The following is an 18,791-nucleotide window of genomic DNA, read 5'->3' on the forward strand; positions in this document are numbered from 1 at the left end:
TTACTAGAAAGTTTTACTAAATTTTTTATCAAGAAATTGCAACCGATTGCAATCGCTTACAATTGCGGCGTACCGGAATACTTAGTTCAGTATTACACAACGAAAGTGGTTGCATTTAAGCGGAGATGTCCTTAGAATAATGATTGTAAAGCGCTTACATTTTACTGAAATGGCAAGCGGTAGTTTTACCAGATTTAGCTAAATTTTATTTTAGAAAACAGAGGTGTTTCAAAATGGCTAAGAAGGATGACAAGATTACGTTGGATCCAGCAGAGTTCGCTGCTGCTGTTTTGGGCGGGAACGCTCAGTATCCAGACGAAGAGAATAAGTTGTACATCAAACGACAACTGACCCTTTACCTGGAAGCAACATTATTGGCGCAAGACTTTAATCAACTGGAAGAATCCCAGTTCGATATGGCGAAGGCGCAACAACGGGAAGATGTTCTTTCCAAGATCATTGAACACCGGTACCACTAATACGCAGTGGTCACCGATTAGTCGTTAGAAACGTTTCTCCCGTGAAAGGTGTGAAAGAGATAATGGTTAAGCAATATCTATCATATGCTTTAGGGGCATTTGGACACGATGCCTTCTACGCAACACTTAATACTTATTTTGCTATTTTTGTTACCAGTGCCTTATTCGTTGGTAAGGGTTCCGCTGCTGAGGCTGGAATCGTTACCACGATGGTTGTTGTTATTCGTTTAATTGAAATTGCTTTTGACCCCATGATTGGTGGGATGGTCGACAACACCGATACCAAGATGGGTAAGTTCAAGCCTTGGTTACTTGCCGGGGCCATCGTCAGTTCCGTTGGGTTGATCCTGATGTTCTCTAGCCTGTTTGGCTTAGCAGATTCGAACTCATCGATGTACTTCATGCTCTTCGGGATCGTCTTCGTCATCATGGATATCTTCTATTCATTCAAAGATATTTCATTCTGGTCCATGTTACCAGCCTTGAGTGTTGATACCAAGGTTCGTAACCGTTTCGGGACTGTTGGTCGTTTCGGTTCTACCTTGGGTTCCCAAGGGGTTATCATTGTTGTTACCCCATTGGTTATCTACTTCTCACAAATGTTCTCCGGCAGTCATGGGAGCACCCAAACCCGTGCCGGTTGGTTAGGGTTCGCAACTGTTATTGGGTTGGTTTCACTGTTAGGTGCCTTGGCTACCTTCTTTGGAACGAAAGAAACCAAGAACTTGATTCGTGAAAACACTGAACGGACGCGGTTCCGTGACGTCTTCAAAGTTATTGGTGAAAATGACCAATTGATGTGGTTAGGGTTCTCATACCTGTTGTTTGCCTTGAGCTACGTGGTTACCAACTCACTGTTGATCTACTACTTCCGTTACGTCATTGGTAACGCCGCTGCTTACAGTATCATTGGTATTGTCACGGCCTTCTTGGGAATCATTTCCGTACCACTGTTCCCAATCATCGTTTCCAAGATCAGTCGGCGTGGGGTTTACGTCGGTGGGATTTGCATGATGTTAGTCGGCTACATTCTGTTTAACTTTGCCGGCGACAGTGCCATCATGATGTACATCGCCGATGCCATCTTCTTCTTCCCATACCCAATGATTTTCTTAGCTGCTCTGATGACCATCACCGACAGCGTGGAATATGGCCAATGGAAGAACGGCACGCGGAACGAATCCGTTACGTTGTCCGTTCGTCCTTTGATTGATAAATTAGCTGGGGCCTTCTCAACTGGGATCGTTGTTATTGCGGCCGTTCACGCCGGGATGACTGGTAACGCTAAGCCTAGCGATATTACCTCTCACGGAATGTTCATCTTCCATTCCTTCATCTTCTACATGCCAATGATTCTGTTGATTGTTTCCGCTTTGATCTACCAGTTCAAGGTTACCTTGTCTGAAGAGAAGCATGCGGAAATCGTTAAGAAGTTGGAAAGTAAATTAGAAAATGAAAAAGTCGAAGAAGAAGCCGCAGAAAAGGCGACAACTGAAGACTAATTTAGACTTAGGAAGCCTCAGGATAATGACCTGGGGCTTTTCTGTAGAATGCGCTGGATATGACCGCTGCTGTAGGAGCAGTAGTGGGGCTGATGCGAGGGGTGAAACGGCCACTATCAAATGGTGAGAGCCACCGTATATCGGTAAAGAAAGCGCTTCACAAATTCATTGACATTGCCGCTGAAAGCGACTATGATAATTGTAGTAAAGTTTTACTAAAAATTTATTAAGGAGTTAATAGCCATGGATTTCGCCAGCTTAGCAACTGAATACCAAGAAAAATTTGATGTCGCACCACAACGGGTGTTCTTCTCCCCCGGCCGGATCAATTTAATCGGTGAATACACCGACTTCAACGGTGGACACGTCTTCCCAGCTGCTATCAGCATGGGAACCTACGCCGCTTACTCAGCTCGTGATGACAAGCAATTCCGCGTCTACTCGGCTAACGTGCCAGACGCCGGCATGCTGAAGTTCTCACTGGACAACTTAGCATTTGACAAGGCTGATAACTGGGCCAACTACCTGAAGGGTATGCTGTTCGAGCTGGCCAAGCAAAACTTAACCATCGACCATGGCTTTGACCTCTTCGTGCACGGGAACTTACCAGACGCTTCTGGCTTATCTTCCTCCGCATCCATGGAAATGTTGATGGGTGAAATCCTCCATGCCGCATATGACATGAAGCTGGACGAAGTCGAAATGGTTAAGGTTGGCCAACAAGTTGAAAATGATTACTTCGGTTTGAACACCGGGATCATGGACCAATTTGCCATCGGTATGGGGAAGAAAGACCAAGCCATGCTGCTGGACACCAACACCATGGGTTACGAATACGCACCGCTGGACTTGGGCGATAACGTGGTGGTCATCATGAACACCAAGAAGCGCCGTGAGTTGACCGACTCCAAGTACAACGAACGCCGGGCGCAATGTGAAGAAGCCTTACGTCGTCTGCAAACGAAGCTCGACATCAAGACGTTGGGTGACTTGAACGAAGACCAATTTGACCAAAACGCTTACCTGATCAATGACGAAACCTTGATCAAGCGCGCCCGTCACGCTGTCTTCGAAAACCAACGGACCTTGAAGGCCTTCGCCGCTCTGCAAAAGAGTGACCTCGAAAGCTTCGGCCACTTGGTTAACGCCTCCCACATTTCCTTGCACTACGACTTTGCCGTAACGGGTAAGGAACTAGACACGTTAGTTGAAACGGCTTGGGAACAACCAGGTGTCTTAGGCGCCCGGATGACCGGTGCCGGCTTCGGTGGCTGTGCCATTGCCATCGTCAAGAAGAGCAACGTAGAAGCCTTTGAAGCAGCAGTTGGCAAGGTCTACGAAGACACCATCGGCCACAAGGCAGAATTCTACGTCGCAGAAATTGCGGACGGCCCTAAGGAATTAACGAAGTAGAGTGGTACGAAGGGCGGTTAGTCGGCGAGCATTAACGTCACAAGGCGAATAATCCTGGTCCTGGATTATTGGTCTTGTGGGGTTAAGCGGAACCGGCTGCCCGGCAGTAGCACGTTTCAAAAGTAAGAGTGGTACGAAGGGCGGTTAGCTAGCGAGCATTAACGTCACTAAGCCGGGAATCTCGAACCTGGATTCTTGGATTAGTGGGGTTAAGCGGAACTAGCTGCCCGGTAGTAGCACGTTTCGGCAATCGAACTGGCAACGACCAGTCGCCAAACCAGTCCAACCAGTAACGACCAAATCGTCGAAACAACTTAACACCAATAACGCATAAGTTTTATAATAGATGAATGTACTAAAGTTTTATGGTTAACGACGAGACAACGCCAACCACCAACCAAGACAGGCAATGGAAAGAGTGCGTGCAGGTTAGTGGTTGTTGCCGTAGCCGGAGGCAGTTAGGTATGGAGCACCTGTGTCGGTGGTGTTTGCCCGGTGAATTTCCGGGCTTACAGCACGGGACGACCTTGGAGCCTTGTGGTTCTTGCAAGGCTTCAAGGCGAACCCGAAGACCGCATTTTGGCTTCGGGTGGTCCCCACAGGAGCGGAATACCTAACGGCCGCAGGCGGACAAGGCGTTAACCACGAAGCTACATAATTGAGGAGGAATTGATCAATGACAGTTTTAGTCTTAGGTGGTGCCGGTTACATCGGCTCCCACGCCGTAGATCGTTTAATCACAAAGGGTTATGATGTTGCCGTAGTTGACAACTTAGTCACCGGTCACCGGGCCGCAGTGAACGACAAGGCCCGTTTCTATGAAGGAGACATCCACGATCAGGCTTTCCTGAACGACGTCTTTGATAAGGAAGACATTGAAGGGGTTATGCATTTCGCAGCCTTCTCCATCGTCCCTGAATCCATGGAAAAGCCTTTGAAATACTTCGACAACAACACGGCCGGCATGATTTCCTTATTGGAAGTCATGAACAAGCACAACGTGAAACGGATTGTCTTCTCTTCAACCGCCGCAACTTACGGTGAACCCAAGCAAATCCCTATCAAGGAAACGGATCCCCAGATCCCAACCAATCCTTATGGTGAAAGCAAGCTGATGATGGAAAAGATCATGGGCTGGTCTGACAAGGCTTACGGCATCAAGTTTGTGGCTTTACGCTACTTCAACGTTGCCGGTGCCAAGGAAGACGGCAGCATTGGTGAAGACCATCATCCAGAAACCCACTTGGTCCCAATTATCTTGCAGGTAGCCGCTGGCGAACGCAAGGAATTGTCCATCTTCGGTAGCGATTACCCAACCAAGGATGGGACCAACGTTCGGGATTACGTCCAGGTAGTGGACTTAGCCGACGCCCACATTTTAGCGCTGGAATACCTGAAGGCCGGCAACGACAGCAATGCCTTTAACCTCGGTTCTTCAACTGGGTTCTCCAACAAAGAAATGCTGGAAGCAGCTCGCAAAGTGACCGGCAAGGAAATCCCTGCCAAAATGGCCCCACGGCGTGCCGGTGATCCTAGCACGTTGATTGCTGCTAGTGACAAGGCGCGTGAAGTCTTGAACTGGCAACCACAATTTGACAACGTTGAAGACATCATTCGGACGGCCTGGAACTGGAAGCAAACGCATCCACAAGGCTACAACGACCGGAAGGCGAAGTAAGATGGCCAAAGACACAATTCAAACGTTCATTGATCATATCGTTTCCTCCCCAGCGCCTTACACGGAACTGGACCGGCAGTACGTCACGAACCGCATCTTCGCCTTGATTGGTGACGGTGTGGCGCGGGCCGCTGCTTCCGACGAGCCCATTGACCTGGTTAACGCCATGATCGAAACGGCCGTCGCCAACGGTAAAGTTGAAGATTCACCAAGTCCCAAGGAAATCTTGGAATCACAATTGATGGACTTCATGACACCACTACCATCCGCGTTGAACCGCGGTTTCTGGGACCGGTACCAGGACAATCCTAGTAAGGCGACCGACTGGTTCTACCAGTTGAGTCAAAATAATAATTATATCAAGACCCGGAATATCGCGAAAAATGTGGTCTTCCCGGCCAAGACTGCGGCTGGTGAATTAGAAATCACCATCAACCTGTCGAAACCGGAAAAGGACCCCAAAGCCATTGCCGCAGCCTTGACCCAGAAGAGTACCAGCTACCCCTTGGATCAACTGTGCATGACGAACGAAGGGTACCTGGGCCGTTTGGGCTATCCCGCCCGTAGCAATCACCGGATTATCCGCCTGATGCTGGGTGGCGAGACCTGGGGCTTCCAGTACTCCCCGTACGCTTATTTCTCAGAGCACGCAATCTTCTTGGCCCAAGAACACCGGCCAATGATTATCAACCAGCATACGTTTACCAACTTGCTGGAAATCGTGCGGACGTTGCCAACCTACTTTGTCGGCAGTAACGCTGACTTGCCAATCGTTGGGGGATCCATGTTGACGCATGACCACTACCAAGGCGGTAAGCACAACTTTCCAATGATGAAGGCCGGCATCGACCGTGAAATTGACCTCGGTATTGACGGGGTTACCGCGGGCGTTGTCGACTGGCCAATGACGGACATCCGCTTGCGTGGGAGCCAGCCAGAACCACTGATCAATGCCGCAACGAAGGTCTTAAACAGCTGGATCGACTATTCAGACGAGAGCGTTGACGTCCGGGCTTACACGGATGGGACTCGGCATCACACGGTCACGCCTATCGCGTACCGGGATGGCGCCGACTACGTTTTGGACATTGTCCTGCGAGACAACCAAACGTCGACCACCTATCCCGATGGTATTTTCCATCCGCACCAGGATGTCCAACACATCAAGAAGGAAAATATTGGTCTGATCGAAGTCATGGGGCGGGCAATCCTGCCAGCACGGCTCAAGGATGAAATGGCGGAAGTCACGAAATACTTGCTCGACCAGCCCAACGAGATGGCGGACATGCATCGGGCTTGGGCCGATGACATCAAGCAACACAACCAGTTGAAGCCAGAGAACGTCACTACGGTGTTGCACCAAGCGATTGGCGATGTCTTCGCCCGGGTTCTGGCCGACGCCGGCGTCTTCAAACGCAACGCCAAGGGCCAAGCGGCCTTAGACCAGTTCATCGCGCAAATCTAAACGGTCCTTTGCCAGCGCCTCCGGGCTGGTGAAAATGAGACCGAATCGCTGTGGGCGGGCGCCCGGAGCCGAAAGGCGGTCTCCGGGCTTACTTTGAGCCGCTGAAGTACGCGTCTCAAAGATACCAATTGCCTAAGCGGCGTAAACCGCCACTAAGGCAATTCCCACGGCTTGGCTCATTTTCACCAGCCCTGCGGCTAACACTGGTTCAGACCGTAGATTTGCGGTTCACTGGTCTTAGTCGTTGGCACTGTGACGTCGGTTGTGGACTGATGATTGTTATTTGTTGTATCACTTAATAGTGATTTGAGGTTCTTGATCGACTATAGTTGAATCGGATACGCAAACCATGGGGTTGTCGTGGCTTGGGGTGGCGTTGGCCATGCTAAGCGACTCAACCCCATGTGACGTTTAGGCAACGATTAGCCATTGGTGGTGGAGTCCGTTCCCGGCGGCGAGTTCAAGGTGCCCTGCTGTGGGGCCCGGCTCCAGCCTGAGGAGCGGTCTTCCGCCTCGACTTGAAGCCTCACTAAGAACCGTGAGTCGCCAAGGTCGTCCCATGGCCTAACGTGAGAAAATCACTCAGCTAAGGCCATCGACACAGCTGGGCACGTTGACTCGCCTCTAGTCACTGACACAGTGGATGAAGTGTGGTCCATGGGCACGTCACGGCGTATTTTGGCTGATGGTTACGTTGTATTAGGTAGTCAAAGTGTTTACCAGTTAAGCTAGTCCAGGCAGCAATTGGTTGGTTACTGAAAATTTTGGTGTGCTGGATGGGGTAGCTTAAGTGGTACATAAGTTTGTACCAGATTGTAGATGGCTGGCGATGGACCAATTCAAAAGAATTGCCCAGCAACCGCTACATTGATGACAGAAGTAAATGACGCTCGTGGTAAGTGTAGCCGGGTGGGACGTGATGGAGCCGGAGGTAGTTAGGTACCGAACCCTGTGACAGTGGTGTTGGACTGGTGGTCTGCCAGTCCTACAGCACGGACCGTGTTTTGAGACTTGGGGTTTTCAAGCCTCAAAACCGAGTATAAAGACCGCTTCTCAGGCTTTAGACGGGTCCCACAGGGTGAAGCGTACCTAGACTACCGGAGGTGGAATCGCGCCCCACCCGGCGGAATCAGTTACCACGGCGCGTAAGTTTAATGATAAAATAAGATGAAGGGGGTGATGGCAATCGCAGCCACGCTAAAGGATATTGCAAAATCAGTCGGTGTCTCCCTGGCAACCGTGTCACGGGTCTTGAACTACGACCGGACGCTGTCAGTCAGTGAGTCCACCAGAAAGCAGATTTTTGAAGTCGCAGAGGAGCTGAACTACACCAAGTCAAAGCACCGAACGGCCTCACCCAGCAAGCAGTTGAAGATTGCCATCGTCCAGTGGTACTCGAAAACCAAGGAACTGGATGATTTGTACTACATGTCGATTCGGTTGGGCCTGGAAAAGCGCTGTGAAGAACGGCGAATTTTAGCGACCCGAACGTTTCAAAACGACCTGCAGGCCATTGATCCCGATGTTGATGCCATTATCGCCATCGGCAAATTTAGTGACCAGCAGGTTGAGGCGATGGCCCAATTGACGCCGAACCTGGTCTTTGTGGATCAGGATCAGTTGTGTCATGGGTACGACAGTGTCGTCACTGATTTCCGGTTCGCTGTGAACCAAGTGGTTGATTTTTACGCCAAGCAAGGCCAACAGGAACTGGGCTTAATTTATGGCAGTGAATGGACCACCGACGGGCAGTTAGAGGTCGTTGATCCGCGTTACAAGGCATTCCGTCGGGAAATGGAGGCGCGTGATGCCTACAATCCGCGGCTGGTCTTTGGCGGCGACTACACCAATCATTCCGGTTATCAAGAAATGCAAACGGCCATTGCCCAACTTGGGGATGACCTGCCAACGGCATTTTTCATTACGAATGATCCGATGGCTGCGGGCGCACTCAAGGCGTTGCACGAAAATAACATTGATGTGCCGCAACGGGTGAACCTGTTTAGCTTTAACGACACGACGATTGCGAAGTACGTGTTCCCCGAGCTGAGCAGCGTTCACGTGAATACGGAGTTGCTGGGCGCGACGGCGGTGGACATGGTTGAAAACCGTCTTGAGACTGGTCGGACTACGCCACAGTTGGTTACTGTGGGGACTGAACTCATGCTCCGCGAAAGCACCGGCTCTAAATAGGCCCTTTTGGGTTTTAACTCTGGTGTTTGTCATCGCCTCCGGGCTGGTGAAAATGAGACCGGATCGCTGTGGGCGGACGTCCAGAGCCTGGGAAGCGGTCTCTGGACTTACTTTGAGCCGCTGAGAAGCGCGTCTCAAAGATACCAATTGCCTAAGCGACGAAAACCGTCACTAAGGCAATTCCCACGGCTTGGCTCATTTTCACCAGCCCTGCGGCTGATACTAGTTTGAACCGGCCTATTTTCTTTGCTGGAAGTGGGTGGATGTTGTGGTTGAGACCGGATCGTTGTGGGCGGCCGCCTGGAGCCGAAAGGCGGTCTCCAGGCTTACTTTGAGCCGCTGAGAAGCGCGTCTCAAAGATACCAATTGCCTAAGCGACGCAAACCGTCGCTTAGGCAATTCCCACGGCTTGGCTCATTTTCACCATCCCTGCGGCTAACACTTGTTTAAACCGGCCTATTTCTCTGTTGTGAGTGGGTGGACGTCGTGGTTGAGTGGTAACGCCGCGGCTCAAAGTCACGTTTAAAAATACATTTATAAAATGGTAAACAGGCTTAGACGTCCTCATGGGGGTCTAAGCCTGTTTACGTTAGTTAGCAAAGGATTGAGAGTTAAGCTGCCAGGATCACCTACTACAAAGTAGGCGTATACCGCTGGAATGGGCAACAGAGTCTAAAACCGTCAGTTTACCGTTCGCCAAATTAAGACCGAAACACCTACGTAGGCTGTGGCCAATTATTGCGTACCAACGTGCCAGTCCAGCGATGGTCTCATCAACGTTCTGGTTTAGAATAATCAGAATCTCTGGCAGCCGCAGGTGGTAATTTTTAACCAATTTTGTGGATTGAATCCCTGTTAGCTGGGCCGTTTTTGGTGCTTTCGGGCAGTTATCCAGAGTACCAACCGGCTAGTACCGGCTAGCGTTTGCGGCTGCTGCGCCTGCCTGCATCTGTTTGACATAGGCGATGGCGATGACCAGGCCTACTAGCAGTAGTTCGTCTGCCTCGTTGATGATTGTGATTTCGTATTTGTCGCCCACGGTGAACCAGCGCTTAGCAACGCGGCCACTGACCTGCCCCTGCCTGGCGACTTCAAAATTCATGTCCCAGACGTCGCCGGTGACCGCCAAACCCACGGCCGACAACTCGTAGCGCGAACTGAAAAAGGTGAACCGTTTCTGAATCGTCGCCACCTGCTGGCTACCAATTTCCAAAGAAAAGGTCGGTTGCCAGGTGAGCGGCTTCTTGGTGACGCTGCCCACAATGCGCTTATTACGGTCTAGAATGTCGAAATGCTTGGCTATTTGAAAAACACTGCCGACCACCTGATAGACCGGTTGATCGCGTTCATTTAAAACGGCAAATTTGTCCCGCAATGACCAGACTTGTTGCTTGAGATAGAGTTTGTACATGTGTGTGCCTCCCCGAAATGCCAGTGAACAAAATAGTTACGCACGAGATTTGCGTGGTGCCCTCGCTGAGCGTACTGGCAGGCTCTAGTGTAAGAGATATAGAGGTCACTTGCAAGATACTGCAAGTGATGCCCGCCAGCCGGCTCGTGGCTTGTCAGGGCCATTATTGGGGTCGCCGGCTAGTCTGTCCACCGCTTTGCTAGCCATCTCAGGTGGTTGGTAAGGTGACTTGGTGGAGCGAAAAACTGCTGGAAAATTTTTAAAATTTTTTTGTTTTCTGGGCCAAATGGTTCCGAATTTGAATTGCGTTCTAGCCAGTTAGTTTACTGCTTCAGGTGTCGGCCGTTCACCTTTGCCAGTTTCAGCCTTCTTGTAGGGGGCAGTTTGTTTGTCCAATTACAATTAACTGGGCGGACGAAAATGGTTGCTTTTTTGGCCAAATTTGTTAGTAGCGGCTCAATCTCAAATGTCCAGGGGACAGTTAAATTTATCCATATGTTGTATTCGATCGGTAAATGCGATACCATATGTGGTACAAGCTTAAAGAACGGGAGAGATTGATATGATGAACGTAGAAACCGCAGCGCCAGTACATTTGACGCCCGAATTTATCGCCAAAACAGAAAATGAAGTCACACCACATTGGGGTGAACTCGGTTGGGTAACCTACAAGCGGACCTACGCACGCTGGCTCCCAGAACAGGGTCGCAACGAAGAGTGGCCGGAAACTGTGCAACGGGTGGTTGAGGGGAACATTAACCTCGATCCCCGCTTGCAGGCCGACACCGTTGACTCCCAAGTGATTGAAGATTTAACTGAAGAAGCGCAGAACCTCTTTAAATTGATTTATGGCCTGGCCGCAACACCTTCCGGCCGGAACCTGTGGATCTCCGGGACCGAGTACCAACATCGGAACGGGGATGCACTGAACAACTGTTGGTTCATCGCTGTTCGGCCACAAGCCTATGGGGACAGCCACATTATTCCTAGTTACCTGAAGCCTGAACAGATTGCGGCTTCCATGCCATTTTCCTTCATGTTCGATCAACTGATGAAGGGCGGCGGTGTCGGCTTCTCCGTGACGCCGAACAACGTGAAACAGATGCCCCAGGTCGACAACCACGTGGATTTGACCGTGCTGATCGACAGCGAGAGTGACTCCTACGACGCTTCCTTGAAATTAGGGGCCGTAGACAAGTCCGACTGGATGCACGCCAACTCCTTGGCTGACACCCGCTACTACCGCTTGCCCGACACCCGTGAAGGCTGGGTTCTGGCCAACGCCAACATGATTGATGCCCATTTTGATGGCACCAACCCCGATGACAAAACTAAAGTTGTCTTAGACATTAGCGATATTCGGCCCAAAGACGCGCCAATCCACGGCTTCGGTGGGACGGCTTCTGGTCCCATGCCATTAGTCGAAATGTTATTTGATATCAATTCTATTTTAAACGACGCAGTTGGCCGCAAGCTGACCGCTGTCGACTGCACCGACATGGGCAATATGATCGGTAAGACGGTCGTTGCTGGGAACGTCCGTCGTTCCGCTGAACTCGCCCTGGGTGGGTCCGAAGACGATGACTTTATTACCATGAAACAGGATAAGGACAAGCTCTACCATCACCGGTGGGCGTCCAACAACAGTGTCGCCGTTGACAGTAGCTTTACCGACTACCAACCCATCGCGGACTCCATTCAACACAACGGTGAACCCGGGATCGTTAACCTGGGTCTGTCCCGTGATTACGGCCGCTTGATTGATGGCCGTCAAGAAGGTATCGACGAAGCCGTCGAAGGGACCAACCCTTGTGGCGAAATTTCTTTGAGTAACGGCGAACCTTGCAACCTCTTTGAAGTGTTCCCAAGTGTTGCTGAAGAACAAGGTTGGCAACTAGAAGACGCCTTTGGTTTGGGCGCTCGTTACACCAAGCGGGTCACGTTCAGTCACTATGACTGGGAAGTTTCTCGCGATGCCATCCAAAAGAACCGGCGGATTGGGGTTTCCATGTCTGGGATTCAAGACTGGATTTTGAAGACCTTTAAACACCGCGTGGTGACTGGTTTTGAGGCCAAGCGCGATGACACGACTGGCAAGACGGTGATGGCCCCCATTTACAATCAAACGGCCGTTAAACGCTTCAGTGATCTTTATGCTGCCGTGGTGAAGGCGGACAAGGACTACTCTGACACGCTGGGTTGCCAACCATCCATCAAGCACACGACGGTGAAGCCTTCTGGGACCGTGGCAAAATTAGCTGGCGTTTCTGAAGGGATGCATTTCCACTATGCCCGTTACCTGATTCAACGGATTCGCTTCCAGGACAGCGATCCACTGCTGCCAGCCTTGAAGGCAAGTGGCTACAAGGTCGAACCCGACGTTTACAGTCAAAACACGATGTGTGTGGAATTCCCTGTCCAGGCCGCACACGCTGATCAAGCTGCTTTTGCGACCGCTGGTGAAGTGTCGATGGCGGAACAATTTGCCACCCAAGCTTTCCTGCAGACGTACTGGTCCGACAACGCGGTTAGTTGTACCGTGACGTTCCAGCCAGAAGAGGGCGATCAGATCAGCGACCTCTTGATGCAGTACCGGAACACCATCAAGTCCACGTCCCTGTTGCCATACAGCGGCGCCGACTTCAAGCAAGCGCCTAAGGAACCTATCGATGCCAACACCTACACGGAAAAGTGTGCAGAAATCACGGCTGACGTGGCGGAAACCTTCGCTGCGATGACTGGGAACCATGACCAGAAGGATATTGAGCTGGTGGACCAGTCCGATTGTGCCGGCGGTGCCTGCCCAATCCGTTAAGGTTCTACCTTGCGGTTTGCTTGCCGCCTGCGGTAGCCAGACGCCGCTCCTGTGGGGCAGACCTGAAGCCAAAGGGCGGTCTTCAGGGCGACTTGAAGCCTCACAAGACCGTGAGTCTACAAGCTCGGCCGTGGCCTAAGACGAGAGAACCGCTCGTCTAAAGCCACCGACACAGGGCTCTGTCTGGCTACCTCCGGCTGAGGCAGCAAGGTGGAAACTTCCCGGTTGGTGTCCTTGGTTGTGGGTTGTTAGTTTTGAATTTTAAAATTAAATCTGAAATTCTTGAAGCGTTGATTGTACATTGATCAATGCTTCTTGTATTATCAGGCTGAAAAATCGGAAAATCGCCGATTAAACAGCCTCGACACAGGACTCCGTATCCGGTCACCTCCACTGATGGCAACGGTAAGCTTAACGGTTGGTGTCCTTGTTTGTATGGTTTTTACTTGTGATTTAAGTTTTCACAAGAACCGTTAGTGTACAAGCTCGGCCGTGGCCTAAGACGAGAGAACCGCTCGTCTAAAGCCACCGACACAGGGCTCTGTCTGGCTACCTCCGGCTGGGGCAGCAAGGTGGAAACTTACCGGTTGGTGTCCTTGGATGTGGGCTGTTAGTTTTGAACTTTAAAATTAAATCTGAAATTCTTGAAGCATTGATTGTACATTGATCAATGCTTCTTGTATTATCTAAACGTAGCGTTTTTAACGAAAATGGCGATGCTCTTTTTCAAATCGTCAAATTAAACTGAGGTGGATGAGACTATGAAGATTTATACGCGTGTTGGTGATCAAGGAATGACGAAGCAGATTAGCGGTAAGATGGTGTCCAAGACCGATGCGCAGATCGTGACGTTGGGTGACATTGATGAGTTTCAATCTTACCTGGGCGTCGTGGTTGCTAGCTTGAGTGAGCGGCCGGAACTGGTTGACGAAATCAGCGAAGTGCAACGCAAATTGTACATGCTGGAGGCCGACATCAGTGTGGAGCGCCACCAGGAAATGACGTTAGCGGACACGACTGCCTTGGAAGAACGGGTCGATTTTTTCATGGACAGCACGCCTGAATTGACCGAGTTCATTTTGCCCGGTGGTTCTGAAGCCGGCGCCCGGTTGCAATATGCCCGGACAGTTGCGCGGCGTGCCGAACGGTCAGCAGTGGCTTTGAACCTGGAACAACCGTTGGAACCCGCTATCCTGAAGTACCTGAACCGGTTGTCGGATTACTTGTTCGCCATGGCGCGTTACGTGAACTACCTGGACGGCTACCAAGAAGTACCGAGCAACAAGGAAAAAGCCGAACGCAAGGCAGAACGTGAAGCCCGGCGCCAGGCAAAAAAGGACGCTGAATAGCATCTGAAATTTGAGGAATCAGTGAATCCTGTAGGGGATGGGCTGGTTCCTTCTTTGCGGTCAAAAAAGCCCTCGCAACCACAAGGGATACGAGAGCTAGGAAGAAGTAATTTAATTGTTAACAGATACCACCATCAGAAAGGTAAAAGAGCGGTTACTGGGTTAAATCAGTGTCAGCCGAGAGGGTGTCCTCCCCGCAGCGTTCCAGCGTATTTTGACCGCTCGGTAGGCGACCGTTTAAACCGGTGCTACCAGATTTTGACCCGCTTTTCTGGGGCCAGGTACATGTTGTCCGTTGGCTTGACGTCGAAGGTCTTGAAGTAGTCGTCCAGGTTCTTGACCTGCACGTTGGCCCGCAACTTAGCCGGCGCATGCACGTCGATTGACAGTAGGAGTTGCATGTATTCCTTGGTTGCCTTCATCCGCCAAACGTTGGCCCAGTTGATGAAGAACGCCTTCAAGTCGATTTCGGTGGAGGACTTGGCGGCTTCCAAAGCACAGCTCAGCCCACCGGCATCGGCAATGTTTTCGGAGACGGTCAGTTTACCATTGACCTTTTGGCCGGCAAATTCAATCCCATCAAACTCTTCGATCATCGCTTGCGCTAGGTCCTTGAAGTGGGCCATGTCAGCGTCGGTCCACCAGTTGTTCAGGTTCCCAAACTCATCGAATTGTGACCCGTTGTTGTCAAACGCGTGGGAAATTTCGTGGGCAATGACGGCCCCAATCCCGCCGTAGTTCGCGCTGCTAGGTTGGTCCAAACTGTAGAATGGTTTTTGCAGGATGGCAGCGGGGAAGACGATTTCGTTGTTCGATGGGGAGTAGTAGGCGTTAACCGTGTTGGCGCTCATGTCCCAGCGCTTACGGTCAACCGGTTGGCCCCAGTGGTCGAAGTGATTCTTGATGGCAATTTCCGTGATATTTTGCAGGTTTTCAAAGAGGGAAACCGTTTCGTCGATCTTAAATTTGCTGTAGAGTGGGTCGATTTCGTCTGGGTAGCCGACCTTGATGGTTAACTTCTGCAACTTGACGATGGCCTTTTGACTGGTGGCGGTGCTTAACCAATCGTTGGTCTTGAGGCGATTCTGGTAAACGCGCGCCATCTTCAGGACCATTTCACGGACGTCGGCCTTGGCAGCTTCGCCAAAGTATTTGCGACCGTAGTAGTCCCCAACGACCTGACCAAACGTGCCGGTTGCCAGGTAGTAGGCGGCTTTCTTCTGTGAGCGTGCTTCCTTTTGACCAGACAAGGCGCGACGGTAAGTGCCCCCAATTTGGCGGAAGTCTTCGGTCAACGCACCGGTTGCGCTCAGGGCCGTGTTGACCAGCATCCAACTCTTCAAGTTAACAAAGTTGGCGGGGGTCAAGAGGTCGTTGGCGGCATCGAAGAAGGTTGGTTGTGGCAAGATAACTTGGTCGGGCACGTCGTTGATCAACTGTTTAATCGTGCCGGTCAGGTCGAGGTTGTCAATCTTGGCGTCGATGTCAGCCAATGGGAATGGATTGTACATCTTCACGTAGTCGGCGGATTCTTCGGCGGACTTCACGTGAGGCGCAATCTGGGCATCGAAGGCCTTGGCCTGTTCAACAATTTCTTGCGCGCGTGCTTCGGTGTAGCCGGCGAGCACTAAGACTTTGGTGGCCGTAGCGGTGAAGACGGGCATCAGTTGTTTAGCCGCTGGATTGTCCTTTTCGTAGTAAGTTTTATCGGGAAGAATCAGACTGGGTGCGTCCAAATAAAGGGCGTAGTTGCTGGTGTCCTTCATGTCGGGCTCAACACTGATGTCGACGGGCGTTGGCAGGTCGGTCAGGAACCATTCTGCTAAATGGGCGTTCAGGTCGCTGAAGTCGGTCAGTGCCTCAATTTTGGCCAGGTAAGGCTTGAGGGGCGCAACGCCGTTCGTTTCCCGTTGGTCGAAATCAAGCGCCAAGGTGTACAGCTTCTTGAACTCAGCCATTTCGGGATTAGCCGGTGTGAGTTTGCCAGACAGCAGGTCGTCAAAGTCACTCATCAGGGTGTGTTCAATGTTGTCGACCAGGTCCATGAAGCCACCAGTCGAGGAGTGGTCACCGGGGATGGTCGCTTGTTCGGCCCACTTGCCATTGACGGCTTCGTACAGGTCATCGGTCAGTCGAGCAGTGTCCACCGGGAAACCACTAGCCATGGTGGGCAGGGTTTGGTTGGACGAATAATTATCAAGTCGCATACAGAAATCCTCCTTAAAACTATTTGTTAACAACAGGTTAACCCTTTCACGCGTAAAAGGAAACTGTTTTATCATGCTTTTCTCATAATACCCAAGGAACGCCAACAAAATAAGCCTGGGAGCACGTCGGTGGCTCCTAGACTTACGTGAATCTAAGATTTGAAAATAGTTGGGTTAGAGATCAGTGACGCTTACTGGAACGGGTTTCTCAGCGCGATAAGGATCGCGGCAACATGCGTTAATGCGTTCGCCAAATTTAGGTCGGAATGCCGTGGGTAGGACACCGGTAGTCGAAGAGCGGTCTCCCGGCTCGCTTTGAACTGCATATCAAAGCCGCTATATTCCAGAATAATTTATCTGGAAAATCCCACGGTTGAGCTTAAATTTAGCTTGATCACACTTGCTTTTACCGTGACCAAGTAGATTGAACGCATGTTGTCCGCCATCAATGACGTACCGAGGAACGCCCCGTAGCTGAAAACGTTGATGCAAATTTCTTAATAAGAGTCTACAATCCTGGATGAATGGGCTGAAACACAAGCTCGTGTACTTTTAACCTTTTACAATAGGAAGCATCAGTGGTGCTATGTCGTGTGAACAACTCATTTAATCATGACCGGCAAATAAATTGTTCACGGATTGCAAAGGCTAAATGAAGCGGAGCAACGAGCTAATTTCAAAACAAGTGAACATCAAACCGTACCAGCCAACGCCTGTGGAAACTCAAGTCGCTGTATCAGTGACCAGAGGCGAGTCAAGGTGCCCAGCTGTGTCGATGCTCTAAGCTGAGTGAATTTTCTCAGCTTAGAGCATGGGACGACCTTGGAAACTCACGGGTCTCAGTGAGGTTTCAAGGCGAGGTGGAAGCCCGCTCCACAGGCTGGAGCCGGGCCCCACAGCAGGGCACCTTGAACTCGCCGCCGGGAACGGAAGTTACCGCTATCTGGGTTTCCGCAACTAGTCGTTGTTGGCGGCGTTCTTCTTGGCGCGAAGGACGGGGCGGCGGAACTTAGGCCGCGTCCGGTCCCAAACGGCAATGTCTTGTTGATACTGGGTGAAGAACTGATTGATGTCCTCGCCACTCAGGTCGCTAGGAATCTCTTCCCAAGTCGTCGCGCTCTGCAGAAAGGCCTGGCGAATCTCGTGCTCTACGTTAGCCCCCTTGGTGGTTAGCCGCAGGTATTTAACCCGGCGGTCGTCCATCTTGGCTTCTTGTTCTACGAAGCCATCTAACAGTAAAGCACGCAACTTCCGGGCCGCTGCCGAACGCGTTGTCCGGGTTGAATCGGCCAATTCACTCAAGGTGATGTTGCGTTGCTCGTGAATCTGTTTCAGTAACAAATACTGCTCAAAGCTCACTGAATACTGACTGGTGATCTGTTCAGCGGCATTGATCAACACTCGAAAAATCGAGCGGTACTGCCGAAGAAAAGTCTCAAATACTCTATCTTCGTTTTGCATAAATAACTCCCCCTAGAAAAACGAATGTTGCCGGTTTAGCAAAGTTAGCAAGCTGAATCACAGCTCTTCTTCACTACCTCAGCATACCGTTATTATGCCGCCTCACGAGTGGGGATAAAAATAATTGCGCTCGCGGAAGGTGACTAAGATAAGTCAGCTTGTATTCTAATCACAAAATGTAACCTGGATTATTCATCAACAAAATTTCCAACGAAAAAAGGGAGGTCTAAATCGGTATTTTCCCGATTTAGACCTCCCTTTTTGAGCCGGATACTATTATTACAAGTTTAGATATAAGTAAAGATACAAGCGCACCACTTTGTGTTGCTTTATGATACAGTACTCCCTTGATTTTACAGGTTTTCATTTTTTTATTCGTTAGTCTAGCTGGTGTATTCGATGAAGAGAAAACCAAAATAACTGAATAAACGGATTACTTCGGCTGAGATGAACAACTATTTTATGGGCATGGGTTGTCACTCGACCAGCGATATGAAAAAGCTGGAATCTGAGAGTACCAATCGTCTTGCTTTGCATGGATGATGACAATACAAGCTGTTTAAACATGAGGGTTAGCGTGTAACTCAAAACCGCTAACCACATCCGAACATTGTTAGCTTGAAAAGAATGACTGTTGGTTTTGTCAAAACCAAAGCCCTCTTTGGCTTCTTTAATAAAATTCTCGGCAATACCGCGTTTATGATAGGCTCTAAACAGATCAATGATTGTGACATCCTTTAAGGTCGTCACTAAATATTCAAAGTGCCAAAACAAATCATCAACAGACCTAGAGGCCTTCAGGACCACCCGTAGGTGCC

The 18,791-nt window shown here is 50.5% G+C and carries 12 protein-coding genes; 8 read left to right on the plus strand and 4 right to left on the minus strand.

Going from position 1 to position 18,791, the window contains the following annotated elements:
* Positions 1–233 precede the first annotated feature (233 nt).
* From EKM99_RS03420 to EKM99_RS03445, 6 genes are all read left to right on the plus strand, one after another.
* The gene (locus EKM99_RS03420) at positions 234–479 is read left to right on the plus strand and encodes a hypothetical protein (RefSeq protein WP_125580963.1); all 246 of its coding nucleotides are present in this window, start codon (positions 234–236) and stop codon (positions 477–479) included.
* A 62-nt stretch (positions 480–541) separates the two neighbouring features.
* Positions 542–1,981: a glycoside-pentoside-hexuronide (GPH):cation symporter gene (locus EKM99_RS03425; RefSeq protein ID WP_125580965.1), complete on the plus strand. Its 1,440-nt coding sequence runs from the start codon at positions 542–544 to the stop codon at positions 1,979–1,981.
* 243 nt (positions 1,982–2,224) lie between these two features.
* Positions 2,225–3,394, plus strand: a complete 1,170-nt coding sequence (locus tag EKM99_RS03430; RefSeq protein WP_125580967.1) for a galactokinase — start codon at positions 2,225–2,227, stop codon at positions 3,392–3,394.
* 676 nt (positions 3,395–4,070) lie between these two features.
* Positions 4,071–5,072 (plus strand): UDP-glucose 4-epimerase GalE, encoded by a 1,002-nt coding sequence (galE, locus tag EKM99_RS03435; RefSeq protein ID WP_125580969.1) that lies wholly within the window; start codon positions 4,071–4,073, stop codon positions 5,070–5,072.
* Position 5,073: 1 nt separating this feature from the next.
* The gene (locus tag EKM99_RS03440) at positions 5,074–6,537 is read left to right on the plus strand and encodes a UDP-glucose--hexose-1-phosphate uridylyltransferase (protein ID WP_125580971.1); all 1,464 of its coding nucleotides are present in this window, start codon (positions 5,074–5,076) and stop codon (positions 6,535–6,537) included.
* Between the two features lie 1,179 nt (positions 6,538–7,716).
* Positions 7,717–8,730, plus strand: a complete 1,014-nt coding sequence (locus EKM99_RS03445) for a LacI family DNA-binding transcriptional regulator (protein WP_125580973.1) — start codon at positions 7,717–7,719, stop codon at positions 8,728–8,730.
* 907 nt (positions 8,731–9,637) lie between these two features.
* Here EKM99_RS03445 and EKM99_RS03450 read toward each other — a convergent pair.
* Positions 9,638–10,141: an LURP-one-related/scramblase family protein gene (locus EKM99_RS03450; protein ID WP_125580975.1), complete on the minus strand. Its 504-nt coding sequence runs from the start codon at positions 10,139–10,141 to the stop codon at positions 9,638–9,640.
* Positions 10,142–10,706: 565 nt separating this feature from the next.
* Between EKM99_RS03450 and nrdJ the strand changes: the two genes are divergently transcribed.
* Together nrdJ and EKM99_RS03460 are read left to right on the plus strand one after the other, a co-directional pair.
* On the plus strand, positions 10,707–12,956 hold the full coding sequence (gene nrdJ, locus EKM99_RS03455) for a ribonucleoside-triphosphate reductase, adenosylcobalamin-dependent (protein ID WP_125580988.1): 2,250 nt from the start codon (positions 10,707–10,709) through the stop codon (positions 12,954–12,956).
* A 761-nt stretch (positions 12,957–13,717) separates the two neighbouring features.
* Positions 13,718–14,305 carry a cob(I)yrinic acid a,c-diamide adenosyltransferase gene (locus EKM99_RS03460; RefSeq protein ID WP_125580977.1) on the plus strand — a complete coding sequence of 196 codons (588 nt, stop codon included), beginning with the start codon at positions 13,718–13,720 and terminating at the stop codon, positions 14,303–14,305.
* A 248-nt stretch (positions 14,306–14,553) separates the two neighbouring features.
* Here the strand turns inward: EKM99_RS03460 and EKM99_RS03465 are convergent, their stop codons facing one another.
* The 3 genes from EKM99_RS03465 to EKM99_RS03475 all read right to left on the minus strand — a co-directional run.
* Positions 14,554–16,512, minus strand: a complete 1,959-nt coding sequence (locus EKM99_RS03465; RefSeq protein WP_125580979.1) for a M13 family metallopeptidase — start codon at positions 16,510–16,512, stop codon at positions 14,554–14,556.
* A 957-nt stretch (positions 16,513–17,469) separates the two neighbouring features.
* Positions 17,470–17,973 carry a MarR family winged helix-turn-helix transcriptional regulator gene (locus tag EKM99_RS03470; protein ID WP_125580981.1) on the minus strand — a complete coding sequence of 168 codons (504 nt, stop codon included), beginning with the start codon at positions 17,971–17,973 and terminating at the stop codon, positions 17,470–17,472.
* 378 nt (positions 17,974–18,351) lie between these two features.
* A partial coding sequence (locus EKM99_RS03475) for a transposase (protein WP_164511503.1) occupies positions 18,352–18,791 on the minus strand: 440 nt, incomplete at its 5' end.

Origin of the sequence: Levilactobacillus cerevisiae, from assembly GCF_003946245.1 — a bacterium.
Taxonomy (GTDB): Bacteria; Bacillota; Bacilli; order Lactobacillales; family Lactobacillaceae; genus Levilactobacillus; species Levilactobacillus cerevisiae.